This is a genomic window from Rhodovulum kholense (assembly GCF_003053725.1).
In the GTDB taxonomy this organism is placed as follows: Bacteria; Pseudomonadota; Alphaproteobacteria; order Rhodobacterales; family Rhodobacteraceae; genus Rhodovulum; species Rhodovulum kholense.
In genome coordinates this window covers 1-17,778 of sequence record NZ_QAYC01000008.1, presented here as the reverse complement: position 1 = coordinate 17,778, position 17,778 = coordinate 1, and the positions used below count along the sequence as shown (strand labels likewise).

Annotated in this window: 13 protein-coding genes; 3 read left to right on the top strand and 10 right to left on the bottom strand. The window is 65.6% G+C overall.

Features of this window, described 5'->3' with window-relative positions; translation table 11 throughout:
* Window positions 1-14: 14 nt before the first annotated feature.
* The 10 genes from C8N38_RS11535 to C8N38_RS11490 form a co-directional block, all read right to left on the bottom strand.
* The gene (locus tag C8N38_RS11535) at window positions 15-485 is read right to left on the bottom strand and encodes a cupredoxin domain-containing protein (RefSeq protein ID WP_108027336.1); all 471 of its coding nucleotides are present in this window, start codon (window positions 483-485) and stop codon (window positions 15-17) included.
* Window positions 486-584: 99 nt separating this feature from the next.
* On the bottom strand, window positions 585-956 hold the full coding sequence (locus C8N38_RS11530) for a hypothetical protein (RefSeq protein WP_108027335.1): 372 nt from the start codon (window positions 954-956) through the stop codon (window positions 585-587).
* Between the two features lie 263 nt (window positions 957-1,219).
* The gene (locus tag C8N38_RS22145; RefSeq protein WP_215731138.1) at window positions 1,220-1,351 is read right to left on the bottom strand and encodes a sugar-binding domain-containing protein; all 132 of its coding nucleotides are present in this window, start codon (window positions 1,349-1,351) and stop codon (window positions 1,220-1,222) included.
* Window positions 1,339-2,061 (bottom strand): sugar-binding domain-containing protein, encoded by a 723-nt coding sequence (locus tag C8N38_RS11520; RefSeq protein WP_108027334.1) that lies wholly within the window; start codon window positions 2,059-2,061, stop codon window positions 1,339-1,341. Before C8N38_RS11520 ends, C8N38_RS22145 begins: the two co-directional genes overlap by 13 nt.
* 149 nt (window positions 2,062-2,210) lie before the next feature.
* On the bottom strand, window positions 2,211-2,756 hold the full coding sequence (locus tag C8N38_RS11515; RefSeq protein WP_108027333.1) for a TIM barrel protein: 546 nt from the start codon (window positions 2,754-2,756) through the stop codon (window positions 2,211-2,213).
* Window positions 2,757-3,231: 475 nt separating this feature from the next.
* Entirely contained in the window at window positions 3,232-5,469 is a 2,238-nt protein-coding gene (locus C8N38_RS11510) for a patatin-like phospholipase family protein (protein WP_108027332.1), read from the bottom strand.
* A gap of 28 nt (window positions 5,470-5,497) precedes the next feature.
* Window positions 5,498-7,171, bottom strand: coding sequence for a peroxidase family protein (locus C8N38_RS11505; RefSeq protein WP_108027331.1), 1,674 nt, complete (start codon window positions 7,169-7,171; stop codon window positions 5,498-5,500).
* Between the two features lie 48 nt (window positions 7,172-7,219).
* Window positions 7,220-9,214, bottom strand: a complete 1,995-nt coding sequence (locus C8N38_RS21665) for a catalase family protein (protein WP_215731132.1) — start codon at window positions 9,212-9,214, stop codon at window positions 7,220-7,222.
* Between the two features lie 72 nt (window positions 9,215-9,286).
* Window positions 9,287-11,170 carry a c-type cytochrome gene (locus C8N38_RS11495; protein ID WP_146176261.1) on the bottom strand — a complete coding sequence of 628 codons (1,884 nt, stop codon included), beginning with the start codon at window positions 11,168-11,170 and terminating at the stop codon, window positions 9,287-9,289.
* A gap of 798 nt (window positions 11,171-11,968) precedes the next feature.
* Window positions 11,969-13,441, bottom strand: a complete 1,473-nt coding sequence (locus C8N38_RS11490; RefSeq protein WP_215731131.1) for a hypothetical protein — start codon at window positions 13,439-13,441, stop codon at window positions 11,969-11,971.
* A 647-nt stretch (window positions 13,442-14,088) separates the two neighbouring features.
* Here C8N38_RS11490 and C8N38_RS11485 point away from each other — a divergent pair.
* The 3 genes from C8N38_RS11485 to C8N38_RS11475 all read left to right on the top strand — a co-directional run bounded on the left by C8N38_RS11485 (window position 14,089) and on the right by C8N38_RS11475 (window position 17,574).
* Window positions 14,089-14,784: a hypothetical protein gene (locus C8N38_RS11485; protein WP_108027328.1), complete on the top strand. Its 696-nt coding sequence runs from the start codon at window positions 14,089-14,091 to the stop codon at window positions 14,782-14,784.
* Between the two features lie 435 nt (window positions 14,785-15,219).
* The gene (locus tag C8N38_RS11480) at window positions 15,220-16,704 is read left to right on the top strand and encodes a SulP family inorganic anion transporter (RefSeq protein ID WP_108027327.1); all 1,485 of its coding nucleotides are present in this window, start codon (window positions 15,220-15,222) and stop codon (window positions 16,702-16,704) included.
* Window positions 16,705-16,719: 15 nt separating this feature from the next.
* Window positions 16,720-17,574, top strand: coding sequence for a universal stress protein (locus C8N38_RS11475; protein ID WP_108027326.1), 855 nt, complete (start codon window positions 16,720-16,722; stop codon window positions 17,572-17,574).
* Window positions 17,575-17,778 lie beyond the last annotated feature (204 nt).

Below are 17,778 nucleotides of genomic sequence, written 5' to 3'. Positions count from 1 at the left end.
CGGGGGGACGATCTTCAGTTGACGGTGATGGTGCCGTGCATCCCGGCCTCCATATGGCCCATGATGAGGCAGGCGAACTGGACGCTGCCCGGTTCGGAGAAGGTCCAGACCAGCTCGCCCGCTTCGCCCGGCGCAAGCTGCAGGGCGTTCGGGTCGTGGTGCCGCATCGGGCCCATCTCGGCCATCTTCTGCATATGCGCGCGGTTGCCCTCGACGGTGCCGAGGACGATCTCGTGATCCATGTGGCCGGTGTTCTCGACCTCGAAGCGGATCGTTTCGCCCTGTTTGACGTCAAGCGCGGCGGGCTCGAAGCCCATGCCGTCGGCGGTCTCGACCATGCGGATCGTGACGCTGCGATCGGCCTCGGCGGCACTGCCGGGCTGGCCGATGGAGGACTGGCCATGGCTGTGACCAGAGGCGTTGCCGTCCGCGACGGCCGTGGTGGAGGCAAGCGCAAGAGCGGTTGCGACGAGAAGGGATTTCATGATGTTTCCTGAACGACAGCGCCTCCCGCGAGGCGCGGATGAGCGGGGTCCGCAGCCCTCCGGTCGCACCGGGCCGGGCTTGCGGCGGATGCAAGAGGTTCAGGACAGATGTCGGGGCGGTCGGTGCAGGCTTTCGGCACGGGCGGTCGGCGGTCTGGCGGTCAGCGCCGATGCATAGCTCGCCGGGGCCATCGCCAGCGGGCGGGCCACGAAGGTTTCGGGCGCCTCGATCCAGGCACAGGCGTGAAGTCCGCAAAAGAGGCAGGGAACCGAAGGGCCATGGCCCGGTCCCTGGTCCCCGAAGGCCGCGTCGGCGACATGCATGCCAGGAGACATGTCCTGCGCCGCCATCGAGGCCGCGGCCGCGCAGCCGCTGTTCCCTGCCGTCGCATGGCCCGTCTGCGCCACCATGGCGGCGGGCAGCAGGAGCGCCAGACAGAGCACCCTCAGGACTGTGAGCAGCGGTTTCATCTCGTATCCACCTAGGCAGGAGCGGCGAGTCGCGGCAAGCGGGCTTCGATCACTTCGTCGCGACCCGCCCGATGCGCGGCAAGCCCTGACCGCGTCCGTGCGGCGGCCTCCGGTCCGCCAACAGCCGGTGGCCCGGTTTTCCCGTCCTCCGGGCGCAACTGTCCCCGGGCGCGCCAGGGTCGGTCCCGGCCCCGGTCCGGTGCGGTCCCGCGGGGTACGTCCGGCAGCCGCCCCAGAGGCCCCAAAGACGCCCTGCGCCGGTCTCAGCCCGCTTTCAGAAACAGATCCGCTGTGCGGCTGTCGGTGATGCGAGTATTGACGAAACGCGCCTTGAGGCAGGCCAGGACCGCCGGTTGCTGCCGCTGCCCGCCGGCCACCATGTTCAGGCCGGGCATCGCGCGCAGCTGCGCGAGTGCGATCGACAGGGCCCGGGCGGTAAAGTCGGGCGCAACCTGCCGACTCCGTCGTCGATCACATTGGCCGGCACATCCGCGGCCGTATGAAAGGCCGCGACCATCGCCTGATCCTCGGCCGGAATAGAATCGTGGATCATCGATTCGCCGGGTTCCCAGGGTGCCGTGGTCATCAGCACCCGGGTCAGTCGCGGGAAGAACGCATGCGCGGTGGCAATGCCCGGCTCCCTGCGCAGAGTCTCGGCGGCCTCGCGCGAACTCAGCACGATCGGCGCGAAGAGCCGCCAGGAGGGCCCCGAGGCGATTTGCGCCATGCGCCGCACGGTTTCGGTCGGGTTGTCCGGGAGGCTGGTCGAACGGGCCACGTCCGCGATCCGGACCAGGGTGCAGCGCGGCCGCGACAGGATCAGCCTTGACACCCGGCTGGTGGAGCGCCCTGAGGCGACGCCAAGAATGGCGCTCTGGACCGTGTGCTCGATCAGACAGGAGGCTGCGGCCTCGGCCAGCACCTGCAGCACCCGGTCGTCGGGCTGTGCGGGTACGAAGATGCAGCGCCCGAAGCCACAGCGATCCCGTCGGGGCGGGACGGATGATGTTGACCAGGCCGGTCTCGCGCGCTTCCTGCAGCCGGCGCGCCAGCTTGAAGCTGCTGATCCCCAGAGTCTCGCCGATGGCAGAGCGCGACTCGTCATGCCGGAAATACGTCTCGGACGCTCTCAGCATCAGGGTCGCCCGCTCGGGCGACAGCGCGCGGCCGGCCCCGCGTTCTTTTCTTCGCTGATGAATCCGCCCGGCCCTCCTGCCGCGTTCCGCATCAACGGAGACGATGGGTCCGTCAAGGTTATGCCGAGGCGTGCCGGGCCGGTGAAATACTCTGCGTCCGGCCCGCAATTTCGCGCGTCCGGGCAACCGACGCGGCGACCGAGTGCCGGAACCGGGGCTTCATCTCGAGGCTCAGGATCACCTTTTCGGGGAAGTCGCAGCGCGCGAAGATGGTGTCCCGGGGAATCGAGCCCCAGTCCATCGGCAGATGCCGGTCGCCATGGCCGAAGGTCACGCGCTCGCCGTCGCTGTGCATTTCGAGGTCGTCCTGAAGACCGAAACTGTCATGCAGGTGCAGATGCCGCGCGCGCGGCGCCAGCCCGGCGATCTCGTCGAGATAGTCGGCCTGCTGTCCTTCGTAGCCCAGCTTCAGCCAGGCATGGCTTAAAATGATCGTCGCCCAGAGATTGCGGTGGTCGATCCCGGCCAGGTCCCGGGCCAGCCGCAGCGGCGAGGCTGTCAGCATCCGGACGACATAGCCGGCGAACAGCGCCTCGACGCAGGTGTTCACGCCCAGCGCGGGCCGTCTCGGCGGCTTCGGCAGGGGCGGATTGCCCGCGGGCAAAGGCGTCCTCGACGCCGGGTGCCTGCTGTTGCGGTGTCAGCCCGCCATGCAGCACGTAATTCACCGCCCCGATCTCGGCCGCCACCTCGAGCGAGGCTTCGAGCACCTGCATGTGCTGCGCAATCCGCCAGGGATCGTCCATCAGGTTGATCGCAAGGCGGCCATGGATGGAAAATACCAGATCGCGCCCTGCGCAGATCCTGCGAAGCGGGTCGAGCCGTCCGGGACGACTGCGGCCGCCGCCGACGATAATGCGCGTAGGTCTGGAAGACCATGGCGCAGCCCCGCGCGCGCGGTTCCAGGCCCTCGACCCGCCAGCCGCCGATATGGATCTCGCCCGGGGCGACGGGCTCCGGCCCGGCGGCCATGCAGGCGGGGGCACAAGGGGCGGCAAAGGGCACCGCAAGCTCGAACCGGTGCGCTTGGGGAAATCGCCCGCGGTTCACGCCGCGCCGATCTGCCCGCGGCCGCGACCTCAGCCGTTGTCCCCAGAGGAAAACGCATAGCGCGGCGGGCCGAAGATGTTGCTCAGCGGTCGGCGCGCCAGACCGGCGCTTTGCATCCAGAGCAGCCCGCGTTCGATCTCGGCCTGCTGCGGGATTTCGAGCGTTGCGGGATAAAGCCCCGTCTCGCGGGCCCTCGTCAGCCGCTCGCGCAGCTCGCGGGCGCTCTGCGCCTCGTCATGGGCGTCGATCAGCGCGGTCATGGCCAGGCGCACCCCGGTCGAAAAATCTTCCGAGGTCTCAAGCTGGCGCCGCAGCAGGAAGGCCTTCAGCACCGCGCGGGCGGCCGCGTCCCCGACATCGCCCTTGAGCCCCTTCGGATAGACCGGCCAAAGCCCCTGCCACAGGCGCTTCAGCCCCCATTGCGCGATGCCGCCCATCGCGCGGCTGTCGAAAAGATGCCCGCCGATCCGGGTCAGGCGCACGAGAAACTGGCGCCGCATCTGTTGCAGCGCGCCAAGGCCGATCTGCGGCCAGGCGGGCATCGGGATCTCGGCATCCAGTCCGGCACCGGGGCTCACGCAGGGATCGACGATGCGCAGCCCCTCGGGGATCGCCTCGCCCTTGGCCCGCGCCGCGCGGGCCGCCTGCAGGTGCGGGTGATCGGCGTCGAGCGCCAGGATCGGGTTGTCGGCATCCAGCAGGAAGTGGCTTTCGAGGAATTTCTGGCAGTTGCGCTGTCCCAGAACGAAGTCGTGCAGCCGGAAGCCGCGCGCAAAGAAGCCGCTGAACCCGTCCAGCGCACCGCAGGCGATGGCATCGGCCCCCCGGGCCGCGGGGCTGGTCCCGGTCTCTGAACGCACCGGCGCGATCATGAAGCGCGAATGCACATCGCTGTTGGTGGCATGCAGCAGCTCGTCGATCTTGAACCGTGCTTGACTGACCAGCGTCGGGAACAGCCGCATCACGCTGGGCAGCAGTCCGCCCAGTCGCAGGGTCTCGTCCATCGTCAGCGCGGCGTAATCGGGCGAGCGCGGGAACGGATCGATCATGATGACGGCGCGGTCCGCCCGGTTGCCCTCGCGGGCGTTGCTCAGAAGCGCGGCCCCCGCCGCGGACCGGCGCAGCGTGAACCGGGCGATGTCGAAGGGTTCGTTGTTGATCACCCCCCCGTCCACCGCAAGATAGGTCGCGGCCCCGGTCAGCGCCGTGCCGGTGCCGAAATAGGGGCGCGGCAGGACCATGTGATCGGGCGCGGCCTCGATGGTCAGCGCGCCGCCCTCGGTGAAGGGGTTTTCGGGGTCCCAGGCGCCAAGCTGCAGCGGCGTCGCCGCGATGGTCCGGGGCGCGAGCCCCACTGGAAAGGCCCCCGAGGCCAGCGCCGCGACGGTCATGTCATACCAGCGCGAGCCCGGGTCCGACACGAAGGGCACGGTCCCGGCGGCATCCGTCTGATCGGGGTCGAGCGCGATCCCCCGGTCGCCCCAGCGGTCGAGCCAGGCCGACGGATGCTCGGTCACGCCAAGGCCATGCACCCGGAAATGCCGCGACAGCCCGTGCTGTTGCATCCGGTATTCGCTGCCGGGAAAGCGGATCTGGTAGAGCACGCCGTTCAGCCCGGTCGTCGTCACGAAGACGTCGAGGTCCTTGGCCAGGAAGTCATAGCGCGGCTTGCCGCCCAGCGGCGGAACGCCGGTCAGCGCGGCCCGCGTCGCATCGTCGAGATGCGAGGAATCGAGCACGGAAAGAATCGGTACCGGCGCGCCCTTGGGCCGTTCGGGCGCGCCCAGAAGCGGCGCGGGATCGTCCAGATCCTTCGTCGCCAGAAACCCCGTTTCGGTCGCGGGGTCCCAGAACCGGATCTGATCGACCCAGGCGTCGAACAGCGGCTCGAGCGCCGCGCGGCACTGCGCCGTGGTCCCGTCGGCGGCGGGATAGTCGACCGGGCGCCCCTCGGACAGCCGCGCGCCCTCGCCCGCGCCTGCGTGGCCCTTCAGCAGGCCTGCCAGGGTCAGGCCCGCGCACATGCCGCCGGCCGAGGCACCGGTCATGACCTTCACCACCACCCTGTGGCGCGGAGGCGCGGGGTCCTCGGCGCTGGGACCGGCCCGGACCCGCGCGTTATGTGCGTCGATCGCCCGGAACAGATAGTCGAGCACGCCCGCCGAATAGGCCCCGGCCGACACCGCGCCCGCCATGGTCAGGCCGATCAGGAAGACCGGTGCGTCCCCGGTTGGCGTGTCTGGGGGCGGGCTGGCGGTGTCGGGCATGGCGCGGGGCTCCGGGCGGCGGCAGGGATCAGGTCAGGGTCGGAAGGGTCATGGTGATGGCATAGCGGCCGGTATCGCCGCCGAGGTTGCGGTCGAGGATCTGCTGAAGGCGCGTGGTCTTCCGGATCTCGCGCCAGCCGACCTTCGAGAAGGTGCGCGGGTTGAAGGCATGTTCGGACAGAAGCGGGTTGGTCAGCGCCTGCGAGAAGGCGTCAAGCGCCACCATCCGTCCGATCAGCGGCGGCACCGCCGCGCGCGGCGCCACGTCCTCGGCGAAGAGCCCGACGAAGAATTCGACCTTGTCGACATCGCCGTCGTAGAGCTCTTTCAAGAGGCGGATCCGTTCGGGATGGCCGGTGATCTGCTCGAACCGGCGAACCCGCCCATAGCCCACCGCCGCGCGGTAGTCGTTATAAGAGGCCAGCCGGTGCGCGCGACCCTGCGCGACCGAGGCCAGTTCGACCGGGATCAGGAACCCGGCCGTGTTCAGAAGCCCCATGTTCCAGGCCCGCTGGGTACTGGCGCGCTGCATCGCCTGGCCGAGACCCAGTTTCGTCAGATGGCTGTTGTCGAAAAGCAGCCGGTCGCTTGGCACTGGCGTATCGGCAAGGTCGAAATAGTCGGGCGTCAGGCTGTGCCAGCGGTAGAGCAGGTTGAACTCGATGGGGATCCAGTTCGGCTTGTTCCAGGGCTTGTTCCAGCAGGCCGAGGGATCGGCCGTCAGCTGGAAGTGATAGGGCGAGATGTGGTTGATGTACTCCTCGACCACGATCTTGATCAGCAGGCAGATGTTCACGTTCCGCGCGGTCTGGAACACGCGCTCGTCGTCCCAGTCGGGGTTCGCCTCCTCGATCAGCCCGGCCAGACGGTTATGCTCGCGCAGGAAGAGGATGTTCAGCATCGCGGTATAGGGCGAGGTATTGGCGCGCTCGCCCGCGAAGGCGAAGATCGTGGGCTTGATCTCGGCCGCGCGCTCCGACCCCACCAGGTTCAGGTACTCGGTCAGCCGCAACGGCGGGCGCAGCGCCTTGAATTCGGGCTTCACCTCGCCGTCGGGGCCGAAATAGCGCGGCGCCCAGACCTCGCCCGTGTCGGGGTCGGTTTCGGTCTTCAGCCGGCCCTTATGGCCCTTCTCCTCCGACTTCGCGCGGATCGCGTCGCTTTCGGCGCGGCTGAGTCCGTAAAGCGGATTGAAGTCGATATGATGCGAGGTGTGGGTCTTTCGCACATCCGACGGGTCGGTCATCAGGAAGCCGTCGGTGAACCACTGCGCGAAGGACGGAAACAGCAGGCTGCTGTTCTCGGACAGCGTCTCTTCGCCCGGCGGGGTGCGAAAGAGCGCCTCAAGCGCTTCCAGCGGCGGCAGCGGCCCGCGCTTGTCGCCCTCCTGGCCCAGCGTGCCGGGCGGCAGGTGCCGCTTGAACCAGGTGCGGTCCATCATCAGCTCCCACGAGGTGTAATCGGCCATGCCGTTGGCCGTGTCCCCATGCACCGCCATCGATCCGTAGGGCGACGGCCGGAACCGCGCGCGCCGCACGGCAAGGTCGATGATCGTCCGGTTGGCAAACCGCCGGAGCGGCTCGATCGACATCACGAAGCGCCAGAGCGCGGGGTAGTTGCTGAGGACATGGGCCTCGAACCGGTTCTCCAGCCCGTCGGCCGACTCGTCGCGCGGCGGGTGATTTCTCAGCTTCGTGGGCATGCGGTCACTTTCGGCACGGGCCGGCCCCGGACGGAGGCGGCGGTGGGGTCAGTTGTTCTGCGGCTTCTCGGCGGCGGCCCGGACGGCGCGCGCGCCGGGATAGACCAGCGCCCGGGCATGACCGAGCGAGGCATATTGCGTGGGCGAGGTCGCCAGCGGGATGCGGATGCAGGCCGGGCTGCGGTTCGGCGTCATGTCGAGCGCGCTGACCGCCTCGTTGTCGAGGATCGGCTCGTCGATCCGGATCTCGCAGAGATCGCGCCAGGGATAGTGGATCTCGTTCCAGGCCCTTGCCGGGTTCAGCACCTCGTGATCGGGGTGCACGTTCTCGGGTTGGGGATGGATCTGGCCCTGCAGGATGTAGCGCACCTCGGAATGCTTCACCTGATAGATCCATTCCTGACGCAGGAAATCGGGCGCGCGCGGATCGTCCGGGACCGGGTCCATCGAGGGCGCCCCCTCGGCGCGGAAGCCCGGTTCGGGCAGGCCGCGTTCGGGGCCGCGGTCGCCGGGGATCAGGCGGAAGCGGATATAGGACCGGGTGCCCGCGCTGTCGAAGAATTCGAAGCACTGCCAGCTGTGATAGCGGCTGTCGAGGAAGGACCCGCGAATGCGGTAGGCCTCGATCAGCTCGGGCTCCATCATCAATCCCTGGCGGACCAGTTCCTTGCGCTCGTCGGGGCTGGCATGGACGAAAGTGCTGAAATCCTGGATCGAGCGGACGAAAAGCTGGCGCCCGGCATTCATCAGGATATCGAGCACGCCGGGCCCGTCATGGCCGGTCTCGCCCGAGAAGAACTTGACCGAGGCCGCCATCCCGTCGCGCGCCCGGTCGTCCTCGCGCGCGCCGGGCGAGGAATGGCGCAGGATCACCGGCAGCACCTTGCCGAAGGTGAAGAAGTCATTGGCCGGGAAGTCGGGATCGGTGATGAACCGCGCGGTGCCACGGCCCGCGACGCCCCAGGTATGGGTGCCCCGGCCGCGCTTGGTATTGGACAGGAACCCGAAGGTCCGCGCGAGCTTGTCGATCAGCGCCTTGAACTCGTCGTCGATGCCCTCGCGCAGCTCTTCCTCGGTCAGGCGCAGGTTGTCCTGGCCCAGCGGCGCGATCTGGGCCCGTTCGGTCTGGCTTGCCGGATAGACCACCTTGCGGATCTCGTTGACCTGTCCGACCGGGCGATGGTCGGACAGCGCATGCCAGGGCGAATAGCGCAGCGCCTCGCCGAAGGCGTGACGCTCATGGGTGTCGAAGACCTGCGGCGGGATCGTGACCGTCGCCACGGGGACATAGTCGGGCGCCCATTCGACGGTCGGATTGTCTATCACCGCCGCATCCGCATCGCTGCGCAGCTGAACGCCGAAATCGAAGACGACAGGTGCCGCGCCCTCGGCCAGACCCGCCACCATCGCGTCGCGCAGGTAGTCGTGGCCCGCGCCCGCCGGCCCGGTCGCGACACCGGCGCGCGGGGTGGCGCGGTAACGGCAGGCATGGGCCGGGTCGGGACCGAAGCCATAGGGCACCTGGCTCCAGTAGTCCGCGCTCAGCGGGCTTGTCTGCACCTGCTTGTTGAACCCCTGCAGGACGGCGATGTCTTCGGGATGGGTCTTCGACAGATGTTCGATGAATTCGACCGGGGGCTGACCGCGCGGCGCATTCTTGGCCAGCGACTGCATGAAGATCGCGTAATCCTCGGCCGTGCGGATGAAGAAGACCGGGTTGTCGGCCAGGATGAAATCCTGTTCGCCCTCGGGCGCGTCGGGATGCGCCTTGTCGCCCGCCACGCCCAGCACCTTGATCGCCATGCCGTGGATGTCGGGCGTGCGGTCGTCCTTCTCCCGGCCGTTCGAAAAGCGCACCAGCGCCTTGTAGCGCCCCGGCGCGGCGAAGAGGCCGACATTCAGCGGCGGCGCCACCTCGTCCACCTCGAAGATCGCCTCGACGCAGCCATGCATCTTGAAATGCTGGCCGCGCAGCTGCGGCTGGGTCGCCCGCATCATCCCGATCTGGATGGCGGTTACCGTCTGGATACTCGTATCGGTCATCTGCTGGGTCTCCTCAACCGGCGGCGGGGATGCGCGCCCGGGCAGAAGGCGGCGGAAGGCGGGGGCCGCCTTCTACCGGGTCTTGAGGTATTCGATCAGGGCCCCGGCCTGGTCGGACAGGGCCGGGTCGCTCCAGTCGAGCCGGTGCATCCGGCCCTCGATCATCAGGTCGCGGTCATGGCCGCGATTGGACCAGCCATCGCGCGCGGTGTCGTGCAGCGAGACGGTCGGATACCTGGCCCGGTAGCTGTCCAGATCGGCCGGTTGCCACATCCAGCCGACCTCGTCCGGGTCATAGTCGATCACGCCGCGCAGGAAGACCGGCGCCCGGCTGGCCGGTTTCAGCAATTGCGCCAGCGTCGGGACCGAGCCGTTGTGCAGATAGGGCGCGCGCGCCCAGATCCCGTCGAGCGGCGGGGCCAGATAGCCCTGGTTCGCGGCCTCGGTGGTGTCGCGCAGGATGCGGTAGGCGGGCATCGTGCAAGGCTCGATCCGGCGGCCATAGGTGTCGGTATAGCCGAACTCCGGATCATGGCAGGCCGCCTGGAAGGCTGCGAGGAACATCGCGCTGCCCGCCGGGTTCAGCACCTGCGCGCGGTTCATGTCGGTGCCGATCACCGGATAGCGCGCCTCGTTGCGCGGCCGGTGGCAGGTGCCGCAATTCTCGGCGAACAGCGCCTCGCCCGCCGCGGCCTTGGCCAGATCGACCTCGAAGGGATAGGGGGCGGGCGGCAGCCGCAGCAGGAATTCGGCGCTGATCCCGGCATTCATCAGATCGACCTTGGCGGGCACGCCGATGATCGGCAGCTCGGCCGCGATGTTGCGCCAGAACCGTTCCAGCACGCTGCCGTCCCATTGCCCGACCGACCGGTCGCCCTGGTTCCAGACCGCGGGGATGTCGGTCACCGTGGCAAAGCGGGGCAGGGCCTCGGGCAGCGGGCCGGTCAGAAGCTCGGTCAGCTTGCCCTGCGCTGCGGCCTGTCCGGCCAACAGGTCCGACAAGAGATCGCCGCTGCCATCCGACTGCCCGGCGCTGTGACCGCCGAGACCCGGGGACCGGTCGCCATGGCCATAGCTCGACCCCGGCCGGGTCTGGAGCGCGACCGAGGCCGCGCGCACGCCGGTGCTTTGCGCCAGCCCCGACAGGATCGGCACGGCATTCTGCGCAAAGATCGCCCGCTGGGTCTGGTCAACGGCCTCGATCTGGTCGGCGCGGATCTGCGGCAAGCCGCGCGCGAAATAGCCCGCGGGCTTGACCGCGACGATGTCAAGCAGCTTTTTCGTGGTCTCGCCCGGAGCCTCGGCGGTGCCGATCTGGGCGTCCGACAGATAGCCCTCGCGAAGCGCCGAGAAGGCGCCGCGCCACTTGCGCACGTCGAACTGGGTGTTGGGCGCGCCATCCATCACCTGATGCCGGTCGCCCAGATCGATCTGGCCGGTATGGCAGGCGCCGCAGGCGAGCGTGACGAACAGCGGCTGCGGCTGGCTGTAATCGACCTCGCTCGAGGGGCTGCCATCGGCCGCGACCGGCCGCCCGTTGGCCCCGGTGATGCCCAGGCCCCGCGGCAGGATGCGGTCGGTCAGGTCGGGGTCGGGAAAGAGCCCGAACCCCCCGAAGAAATCCTCGGGCGTGCCCCAGATTTCCGGCGCCAGATCGGGCAGGATCTTCTGCACGACCAGAGGCACGCCGATGAACCCGTTGCCGGCATTGACGAACCAGCCATGGCCGATGGGATCGGCGGACTTTGCCGCGGCAACCGTCGCCGCACAGGCGGTGCGAAGCGCCTCCCAGGTCAGATCCGGCTGCGTGGCCAGCGCGTGCTGTAACGCGTCGCGCCGGGCGCAGGTCGCGGCATCGCTGCCGGGATCGGTCTGGGCAAGGGCCGGTGAAACTCCGGCCGTGAGCGCCAGTGCAATGGCAAATCCGGACAAAAACGTTCTCGAATTAGTCTTCATCTGATCCCCCCTGGTATCGACGAAGATGGGACGCCTTGCCGGGCAAACGATGCGCCTGGAAATTAAAACGTCGGGCCTCCCCTTGACCCAACGTTACCGCAAGGTTCGCATTTTGGAAAGATTCGAAAAAATCCGGTCAGGCGAGAGATGCGCCCCGCCCGCCTGCCGTATCGCGGGACCGGCAGGCCGATCAGCCCCAAGCTGGCGATTTCCGGTCCAGCGCCAGGGTCTTTCCCGGTGCCGCCGCAGGCCGGGGGGCGCTGCGGTCAGGTCTTGGGGACGGCGCCGGACCGTCAAGGCAGACCCGTCTCATGCGCGGAGGCAGAAGGTACTGAAAGAGTGAGGTGGAGCGGGTGAAGGGAATCGTAAAAAATAGGAATAAATTAGAAACAGCATATTGAAATGCAGGGTGCGTCCTTAACGCGGGCAAATATAGGGCTAAAATATGGGAAAATAAGAGCGATTTTCTGCTGTCCTTACCAATGGAGCGTGGCGTGACACAATTACACTTCGAACTGTTCCGCCGGGCTGGCTCGGCGCCTTCGCCTTGACATGCCCGTTGCGATTTTGGGCCAGGTTCGCCGTCACCTGGTGTCGCGGCGACCGCACCACACCGATGGCCGCGGTCCGGTTGGGATCTGCCGGGAGCGACGGCAGCCACGGCCCTCCAGGCGCAAGACACGCTGCGCCGCAGTATGACCCCTTCGAGCCCGAAGCAGAGATGCAGCCGCGCGGCAGGACCCTTGCCTAGCGCGCCAGGCCTGAGGGAGCTCCCGGCCCAAAGAAGACATTAACACCTCACTCGGGTTCTGCGGTCGCAGCCCGCTTTGCGGACATTCGCTGTGGATTCCCTAATATAGCGCTCTCCGCTTTGATCGGTCTATTTGGAAACCTTATGATTCCGGTTTTCTTTACAAGTGTTGTTCGGCAAAGTTCTGCATATCTCTTGTCACTGTTTTCAGATAGGTACCTCGCCACCTCAAATAGATCGCATGTTGCAACTAGTCCAATGGACATGGATACGGCAGAACTTACACATTTGTCCGTGAAAGAAGGCTCGCGCTCGTGAGGAGCTATCAATCTAAAGCCATTTCCGAAAAGAATCCCTTTAGCAGGAGCCTGCACCTCCTCCCTCTCCAAATCTTCATGGATATTCATTGTAAGCTGTCGAAGTTTTCCAATCGCGATTGGCTTGCTATCACGGCCTTCGGCTTCACCGAGAAGTCTTCCTTCCGGAGAAGAAAACACGGCGTCGAACTCTGAGGTTCCATCCTCGTACTGCTCAGCGTCGAAACCCATCAATTCTAGAGCTTTTAAAATAGCTGCCTCTAGCGGCCTACCAGTCTCAAAAAGAAGGTCTCTCAACTGTCCTGCTTCGACAAGTTGACTTTGGATAACCTCCTTTTTCCGCTGAGCTTTTTCCACCGCTTCCTCAGCGCGAAGCAACTTTTCCCGAAGGCCCTTTTCTGTTGTAAGACTAAAGGTTTCTTCCTTCGCCCATTGAGGTTCAGACGTCTTGGCAGAGCTTTGTCTGTATGCTTGGTCGATACTGAGCACTTCGCTGAGATACGATCCAGCAAACTGCCGAGCAGCATCGGTGAAACACATCTCGTCGTCTCGCTCTTCGAAGAACTCATCGGGACCAAAATCTAGGTCTGGCAAAAAGAGAAGACTTCCCTCAGAAGACTTGCTTGAGAAGGCTAGGCCAACCGCCCGGTTGCCATGTTTGGTCGTTATGCAAGCACCCTTGGTGCCCTCTGCAAAAACGACTTCATACACAGACTTGTCAGCGAACTTCGACCAATAGGATGAGAGCTGCTCGCGGTATTCTGGTCGCAGCGTCATGGCGCTTCCATGCGTCGCCGTCCAATCCTCGATGATCGGCAGGGCTCTGAAGTTCGAAAAAATTTCTACATGGCGAGTTGTTTGTCGATTTCGGCCGGTCCCCGAGTGCTCTTTGGTGCCGGTAGCTACATAAACTTCAGTAGGTTTAGAGAGATGAACAATAACCGTCTTTCCGTTCGAAACCGCTTCTTGTAGTTCTCGTCTCCAATGAGCGCAAGCTTCTTTTAAGCCAAAGGAATTGCGATCATTGAGCGCAGTTTTCCCCAAGTACTCAGACGGTTTGTACTCATTGTAGAGGTAACTGCTCGCGTCCGGCCTAAACAAGATGACGTCCCAGTCTAGGAGTGACGTTTTATCACGAAACTCTGCTGTTTCGGCGTTTTCAGTAGCCAGTTGAAAACCTACCGTCAGAATTTTCTTAGGCATAGTTACCTCGGGAGCAGACGAAATTCTACATATGGTAGTTGATGGTCCTCGTGACCGCAATAACGCGATAGATTCAGGAAACGGGGTTTCTTTGACGTGCGTCTCGAGGGTTCCGCGTCTATTAGCTCGCTCTGTTCAGGCTTTGGTCCTCTATTGACAGTTGGTGATGCCTCTACGGGCTGAAGCCTTTGACGTTCGCGTGGGGGCAGTGATGATTGTAGTCGTCGTGCCAGGCCTACCGCGCGTATGCCCGTCCACTCCTGCGCTGTCTCGCTACCAATGCGGCGAACTGAAAGGTCGCTTTCCTTCGCATTGCTGACGCCTGTGAAAGGCGCAGCGAACTTCCGCTGCCCGCCCCTAGCGACGGCGTCGAACTGATTGACGCGCTCGGCCGAGGCTGGGGGCGGCCGCGATGGTCATGACGGTCTCGGCCGAGGCGCGGAACAGGAGAACCACTCGGCGCGCCCGCGCCCAAGCGGAGTCATGGGGCCAGACCGTGGAAGCCCTGTGCTTGAGGGGTCGGCGTAGAATCGCCAATCTGCCGCGTTTGCGGGCGCGGCTTTTGGCCTGCGTCAAGTTTTCGCACGTTGTCGACATCGACCGCCCTTGCTAAGGCGCGCCGGGCAAAATGCGCGAAAGGCCTTAGAATGCTTCAGAAAATTCTGCGGAAACTTCCCTGGTACGTCTACACGGTCCTTGGGATTCTCGTTCTCTGTGGAACCTATCCCGCCTTCCAGCAAGCCCGTCAGGAGGCCGCCGACGTGGCCGCCATCAGCGGCGAACCGGCCCCCGCGATGCAGACGCTCGAAAGCTATGTCGCGAACCGCGGCGATGAACCGTTCCATCAGGCCGAGTTCGAGGCGAATATCGACGACTACTACTTCACGCTGGCCAAGTCGCGCCGCCGCGCGCCCGACACCCATATCGTGGTAATGCCCATCTTTACCGGCGACGACGCCCAGGAGGCCAAGCGGGCCTCGGGTGTTCTTTATTTCGACTCCGAAGAGGACATGAAGGCCTGGGACCGCAGCCATTCCGATGAGGCCTCGCAATCGCGCGGCGGGCACTGGCATCAGCGGATCCATGGTTACGAAGACCGTCATCCCGAGCTGGTCGACATGGTGCGCGACACGCTGATCGATGATGGCTACTCGCTGGAGCAGCCCTTCCTGCATGTCCGTCCCTATTCCGGTAGCCGCGAGGCCGCTCTTGCGGCGATGGCCACGCCCGATTACGGCCCCGTCTACGTGGTGCTGGGCGTCGGGGTGATCCTTCTGGTCGTCTCCTTCGGGAAGCGCCTCTCGTCCCGGAAGGCCCGCGACGCGGCCAATAGCGCTGCCTGAGGCGGATAGCCGTCCCGCACCGGTTCGACCGGCGGGGGCCGCACCTATCCGGCCCCCGCCTGGTTCATGGCTCTGTCGCCGTCCCGAAACGGGGCATCGCGCGCGCAGGCCTTGGCCCGCCGCCCCTGCAGCAAGCATCCGCCTTCGCCCCGCGCGCCTTTGCGCAATCTCATGCTGCCCCCATGAGCGGCGGTACGGGTTCATACCCGTCCTTTCCACGCGCGACACGAACGGCAGGCCGCAGATACGACACGGCAGGTCCGCGCTGCTTTGGCTGTTGGCCTTGGCGCCGGATTTTTGTATGCGAATGGTGATCCGCCCCGGGCCCGGCCTATTGCCGGGTGGTGGCTTTCAGCGCCAGTTCTCCGGACCACTGACACCCCAGACTGCCGCGCCCCCCTGCCGGAGCGTCGGCGGCCCGCCACCGGAATGACCATGAACGCACTCTACGCCTATCGCGACCAGTGGATCGGAAACGTCCGCGGTGACATCCTGGCCGGACTGGTAGTGGCGCTCGCCCTGATCCCCGAGGCCATCGCGTTCTCGATCATCGCTGGCGTCGATCCAAAGGTCGGGCTTTACGCCTCTTTCTCGATTGCGGTGATCGTGGCCATCACCGGCGGGCGGCCCGGAATGATCTCGGCCGCGACGGCGGCAACGGCCGTTCTGATGGTGACGCTCGTCAAGGAGCACGGGTTGCAATACCTGCTGGCGGCCACCGTGCTGGCGGGGCTGATCCAGATCGGAGCGGGGCTGGCCAAGCTTGGCCAGTTGATGCGGTTCGTCTCGCGCTCGGTCATCACCGGCTTCGTCAACGCACTGGCGATCCTGATCTTCCTCGCGCAGGTGCCCGAACTGATCGGCGTGACCTGGGTGACCTATGTCATGGTCGCGGCGGGGCTTGCGATCATCTACCTCTTTCCGCTGCTGACGACTTCGGTGCCCTCGCCCTTGATCACGATCATCGTTCTGACGGCGGTGACGATGGCCTTCGGGATCGATGTCCGTACCGTGTCGGACATGGGGGAGTTGCCCGACACGCTGCCGGTCTTCCTGATCCCCGACATCCCGCTGACGCTTGAGACTCTGCAGATCATCCTGCCCTATTCGATCGGGGTGGCCGCGGTGGGTCTGCTGGAAAGCCTGATGACGCAGACCATCGTCGATGACCTGACCGACACCCCCAGCGACCGGAACCAGGAATGCATCGGTCAGGGGATCGCCAATACCTGCACCGGGTTCATCGGCGGCATGGCGGGCTGCGCCATGATCGGCCAGTCGATGATCAACGTGAAATCGGGCGGACGCGGGCGGCTGTCGACCTTCACCGCGGGGGCGATGCTTCTGTTCCTGATCGTCGTGCTGGGCGATCTGGTCGGACAGATCCCGATGCCGGCGCTGGTCGCGATCATGATCATGGTGTCCATCGGCACGTTCTCATGGTCCTCGATCCGGACCTTGCGCGACCATCCGCGATCGTCCTCCATCGTGATGCTGGCGACGGTGTTCTTCGTGGTCTACACCCACAACCTCGCCATTGGCGTTCTGGTCGGCGTGCTGCTGTCGGGCATCTTCTTTTCGGCCAAGATCGCCCAGCTTTTCCGGGTCACGTCCGAGATTTCGCCCGACGGGCGCGCGCGCACCTATGTGGTCGAGGGCCAGCTTTTCTTCGCCTCGACCGAGGACTTCATGCGCGCCTTTGACTTCAAGGAGGCGCTGGAGCGCGTCACCATCGATGTCAGCCGCGCCCATATCTGGGACGTCTCGTCCGTTGCGGCGCTGGACATGGTCGTGCTCAAGTTCCGCCGCGAGGGCGCCGAGGTCGAGATCAGGGGCATGAATGCGGCATCCGAAACCATCGTCGACAAGCTGGCCGTGCATGACAAGCCCGGCGCGATGGACGATCTCTTGGGTCACTGACGGGGGTATGGGACGATGACAGGGATGCTGATGGCGCTGGTCGACGGATCGGCCTATTCCGAAAGCGTGTGCCGCCACGCGGCCTGGATCGCAAAGCGCTCGGGCGCGCAGGTCAAGCTTTACCACGTGCTGGATCCGCGCCGGGCCCAGGGGCGGCGCGATCTGTCGGGCTCGATTCGGCTGGGTGCGCGGTCGCAGTTGATGGAACAGCTTAGCGATCTGGATGAACAGCACGCCAAGCTTTCGCAGGCCCAGGGCCGCGCGATCCTGGAGGATGCCAAGGCCTTGATCGAGGCCGAAGGCGTCACCGATGTCATCACCCGGCTGCGCCACGACGACATCGTGAACACGGTCGAACAGAAGGAAGCCGCGGCCGACATGATCGTGATCGGCAAGCGGGGCGAGGCCGCCGGGCTGGAAAGCCCCCATCTCGGCTCCAACTTCGAGCGGATCGTGCGCGCCAGTCACAAGCCGGTCTTCGTCTCGAACCGCAGCTTCGCGCCGATAGACCGGGTGCTGATCGCCTATGACGGGGGTGTTTCCTCGATGAAGGCGGTCGACCATGTCGCCCGCGACCCGATGTTTGCCGGGCTCAAGGTGATCGTGGCCACCGCCGGCCAGGACACGGCCGACCTGCGCCGCGCGCTGGAAAAGGCGCGCGCCACGCTGAACGCGGGCGGGCATGAAGCCGAGGTGAAACTTCTGAAAGGCGCCCCGGACAAGGCACTGGCCGATCTGGTCGAAACGGACGGGATCGATCTTCTGGTGATGGGCGCCTACGGGCATTCGCGCATACGAACCCTGGTCATCGGCTCGACCACCACCGGGATGATCCGTTCCTGCAAGGTTCCGGTCGTGCTCATGCGCTAGACTGCGGCTGTTTCTGGCAGGAGGTCCCGAGGGGCTCCTGCCCGGCTTGCGGTGTGGCGTTGCAAACCGCGCGTTGTCTGCCTGTGCAGAAGAAAGAGTCCCTTGCGATGGGCGTTGTTGCGCAAATCCAGGGGATTCATCTCGTGAATCCAGCATGCTAGCCGGGCAGCATGAGCAGACCTCCGAAGCCGACCTGCAAGACGA

Bases quoted from the DNA above. Each gene is read 5' to 3' on its own strand.
- C8N38_RS11535 (WP_108027336.1), bottom strand. From the start codon at position 485: ATGAAATCCCTTCTCGTCGCAACCGCTCTTGCGCTTGCCTCCACCACG.
- C8N38_RS11530 (WP_108027335.1), bottom strand. From the start codon at position 956: ATGAAACCGCTGCTCACAGTCCTGAGGGTGCTCTGTCTGGCGCTCCTG.
- C8N38_RS22145 (WP_215731138.1), bottom strand. From the start codon at position 1,351: ATGCCCGGCCTGAACATGGTGGCCGGCGGGCAGCGGCAGCAACCGGCG.
- C8N38_RS11520 (WP_108027334.1), bottom strand. From the start codon at position 2,061: ATGACGAGTCGCGCTCTGCCATCGGCGAGACTCTGGGGATCAGCAGCT.
- C8N38_RS11510 (WP_108027332.1), bottom strand. From the start codon at position 5,469: ATGCCCGACACCGCCAGCCCGCCCCCAGACACGCCAACCGGGGACGCA.
- C8N38_RS11505 (WP_108027331.1), bottom strand. From the start codon at position 7,171: ATGCCCACGAAGCTGAGAAATCACCCGCCGCGCGACGAGTCGGCCGAC.
- C8N38_RS21665 (WP_215731132.1), bottom strand. From the start codon at position 9,214: ATGACCGATACGAGTATCCAGACGGTAACCGCCATCCAGATCGGGATG.
- C8N38_RS11495 (WP_146176261.1), bottom strand. From the start codon at position 11,170: ATGAAGACTAATTCGAGAACGTTTTTGTCCGGATTTGCCATTGCACTG.
- C8N38_RS11490 (WP_215731131.1), bottom strand. From the start codon at position 13,441: ATGCCTAAGAAAATTCTGACGGTAGGTTTTCAACTGGCTACTGAAAAC.
- C8N38_RS11485 (WP_108027328.1), top strand. From the start codon at position 14,089: ATGCTTCAGAAAATTCTGCGGAAACTTCCCTGGTACGTCTACACGGTC.
- C8N38_RS11480 (WP_108027327.1), top strand. From the start codon at position 15,220: ATGAACGCACTCTACGCCTATCGCGACCAGTGGATCGGAAACGTCCGC.
- C8N38_RS11475 (WP_108027326.1), top strand. From the start codon at position 16,720: ATGACAGGGATGCTGATGGCGCTGGTCGACGGATCGGCCTATTCCGAA.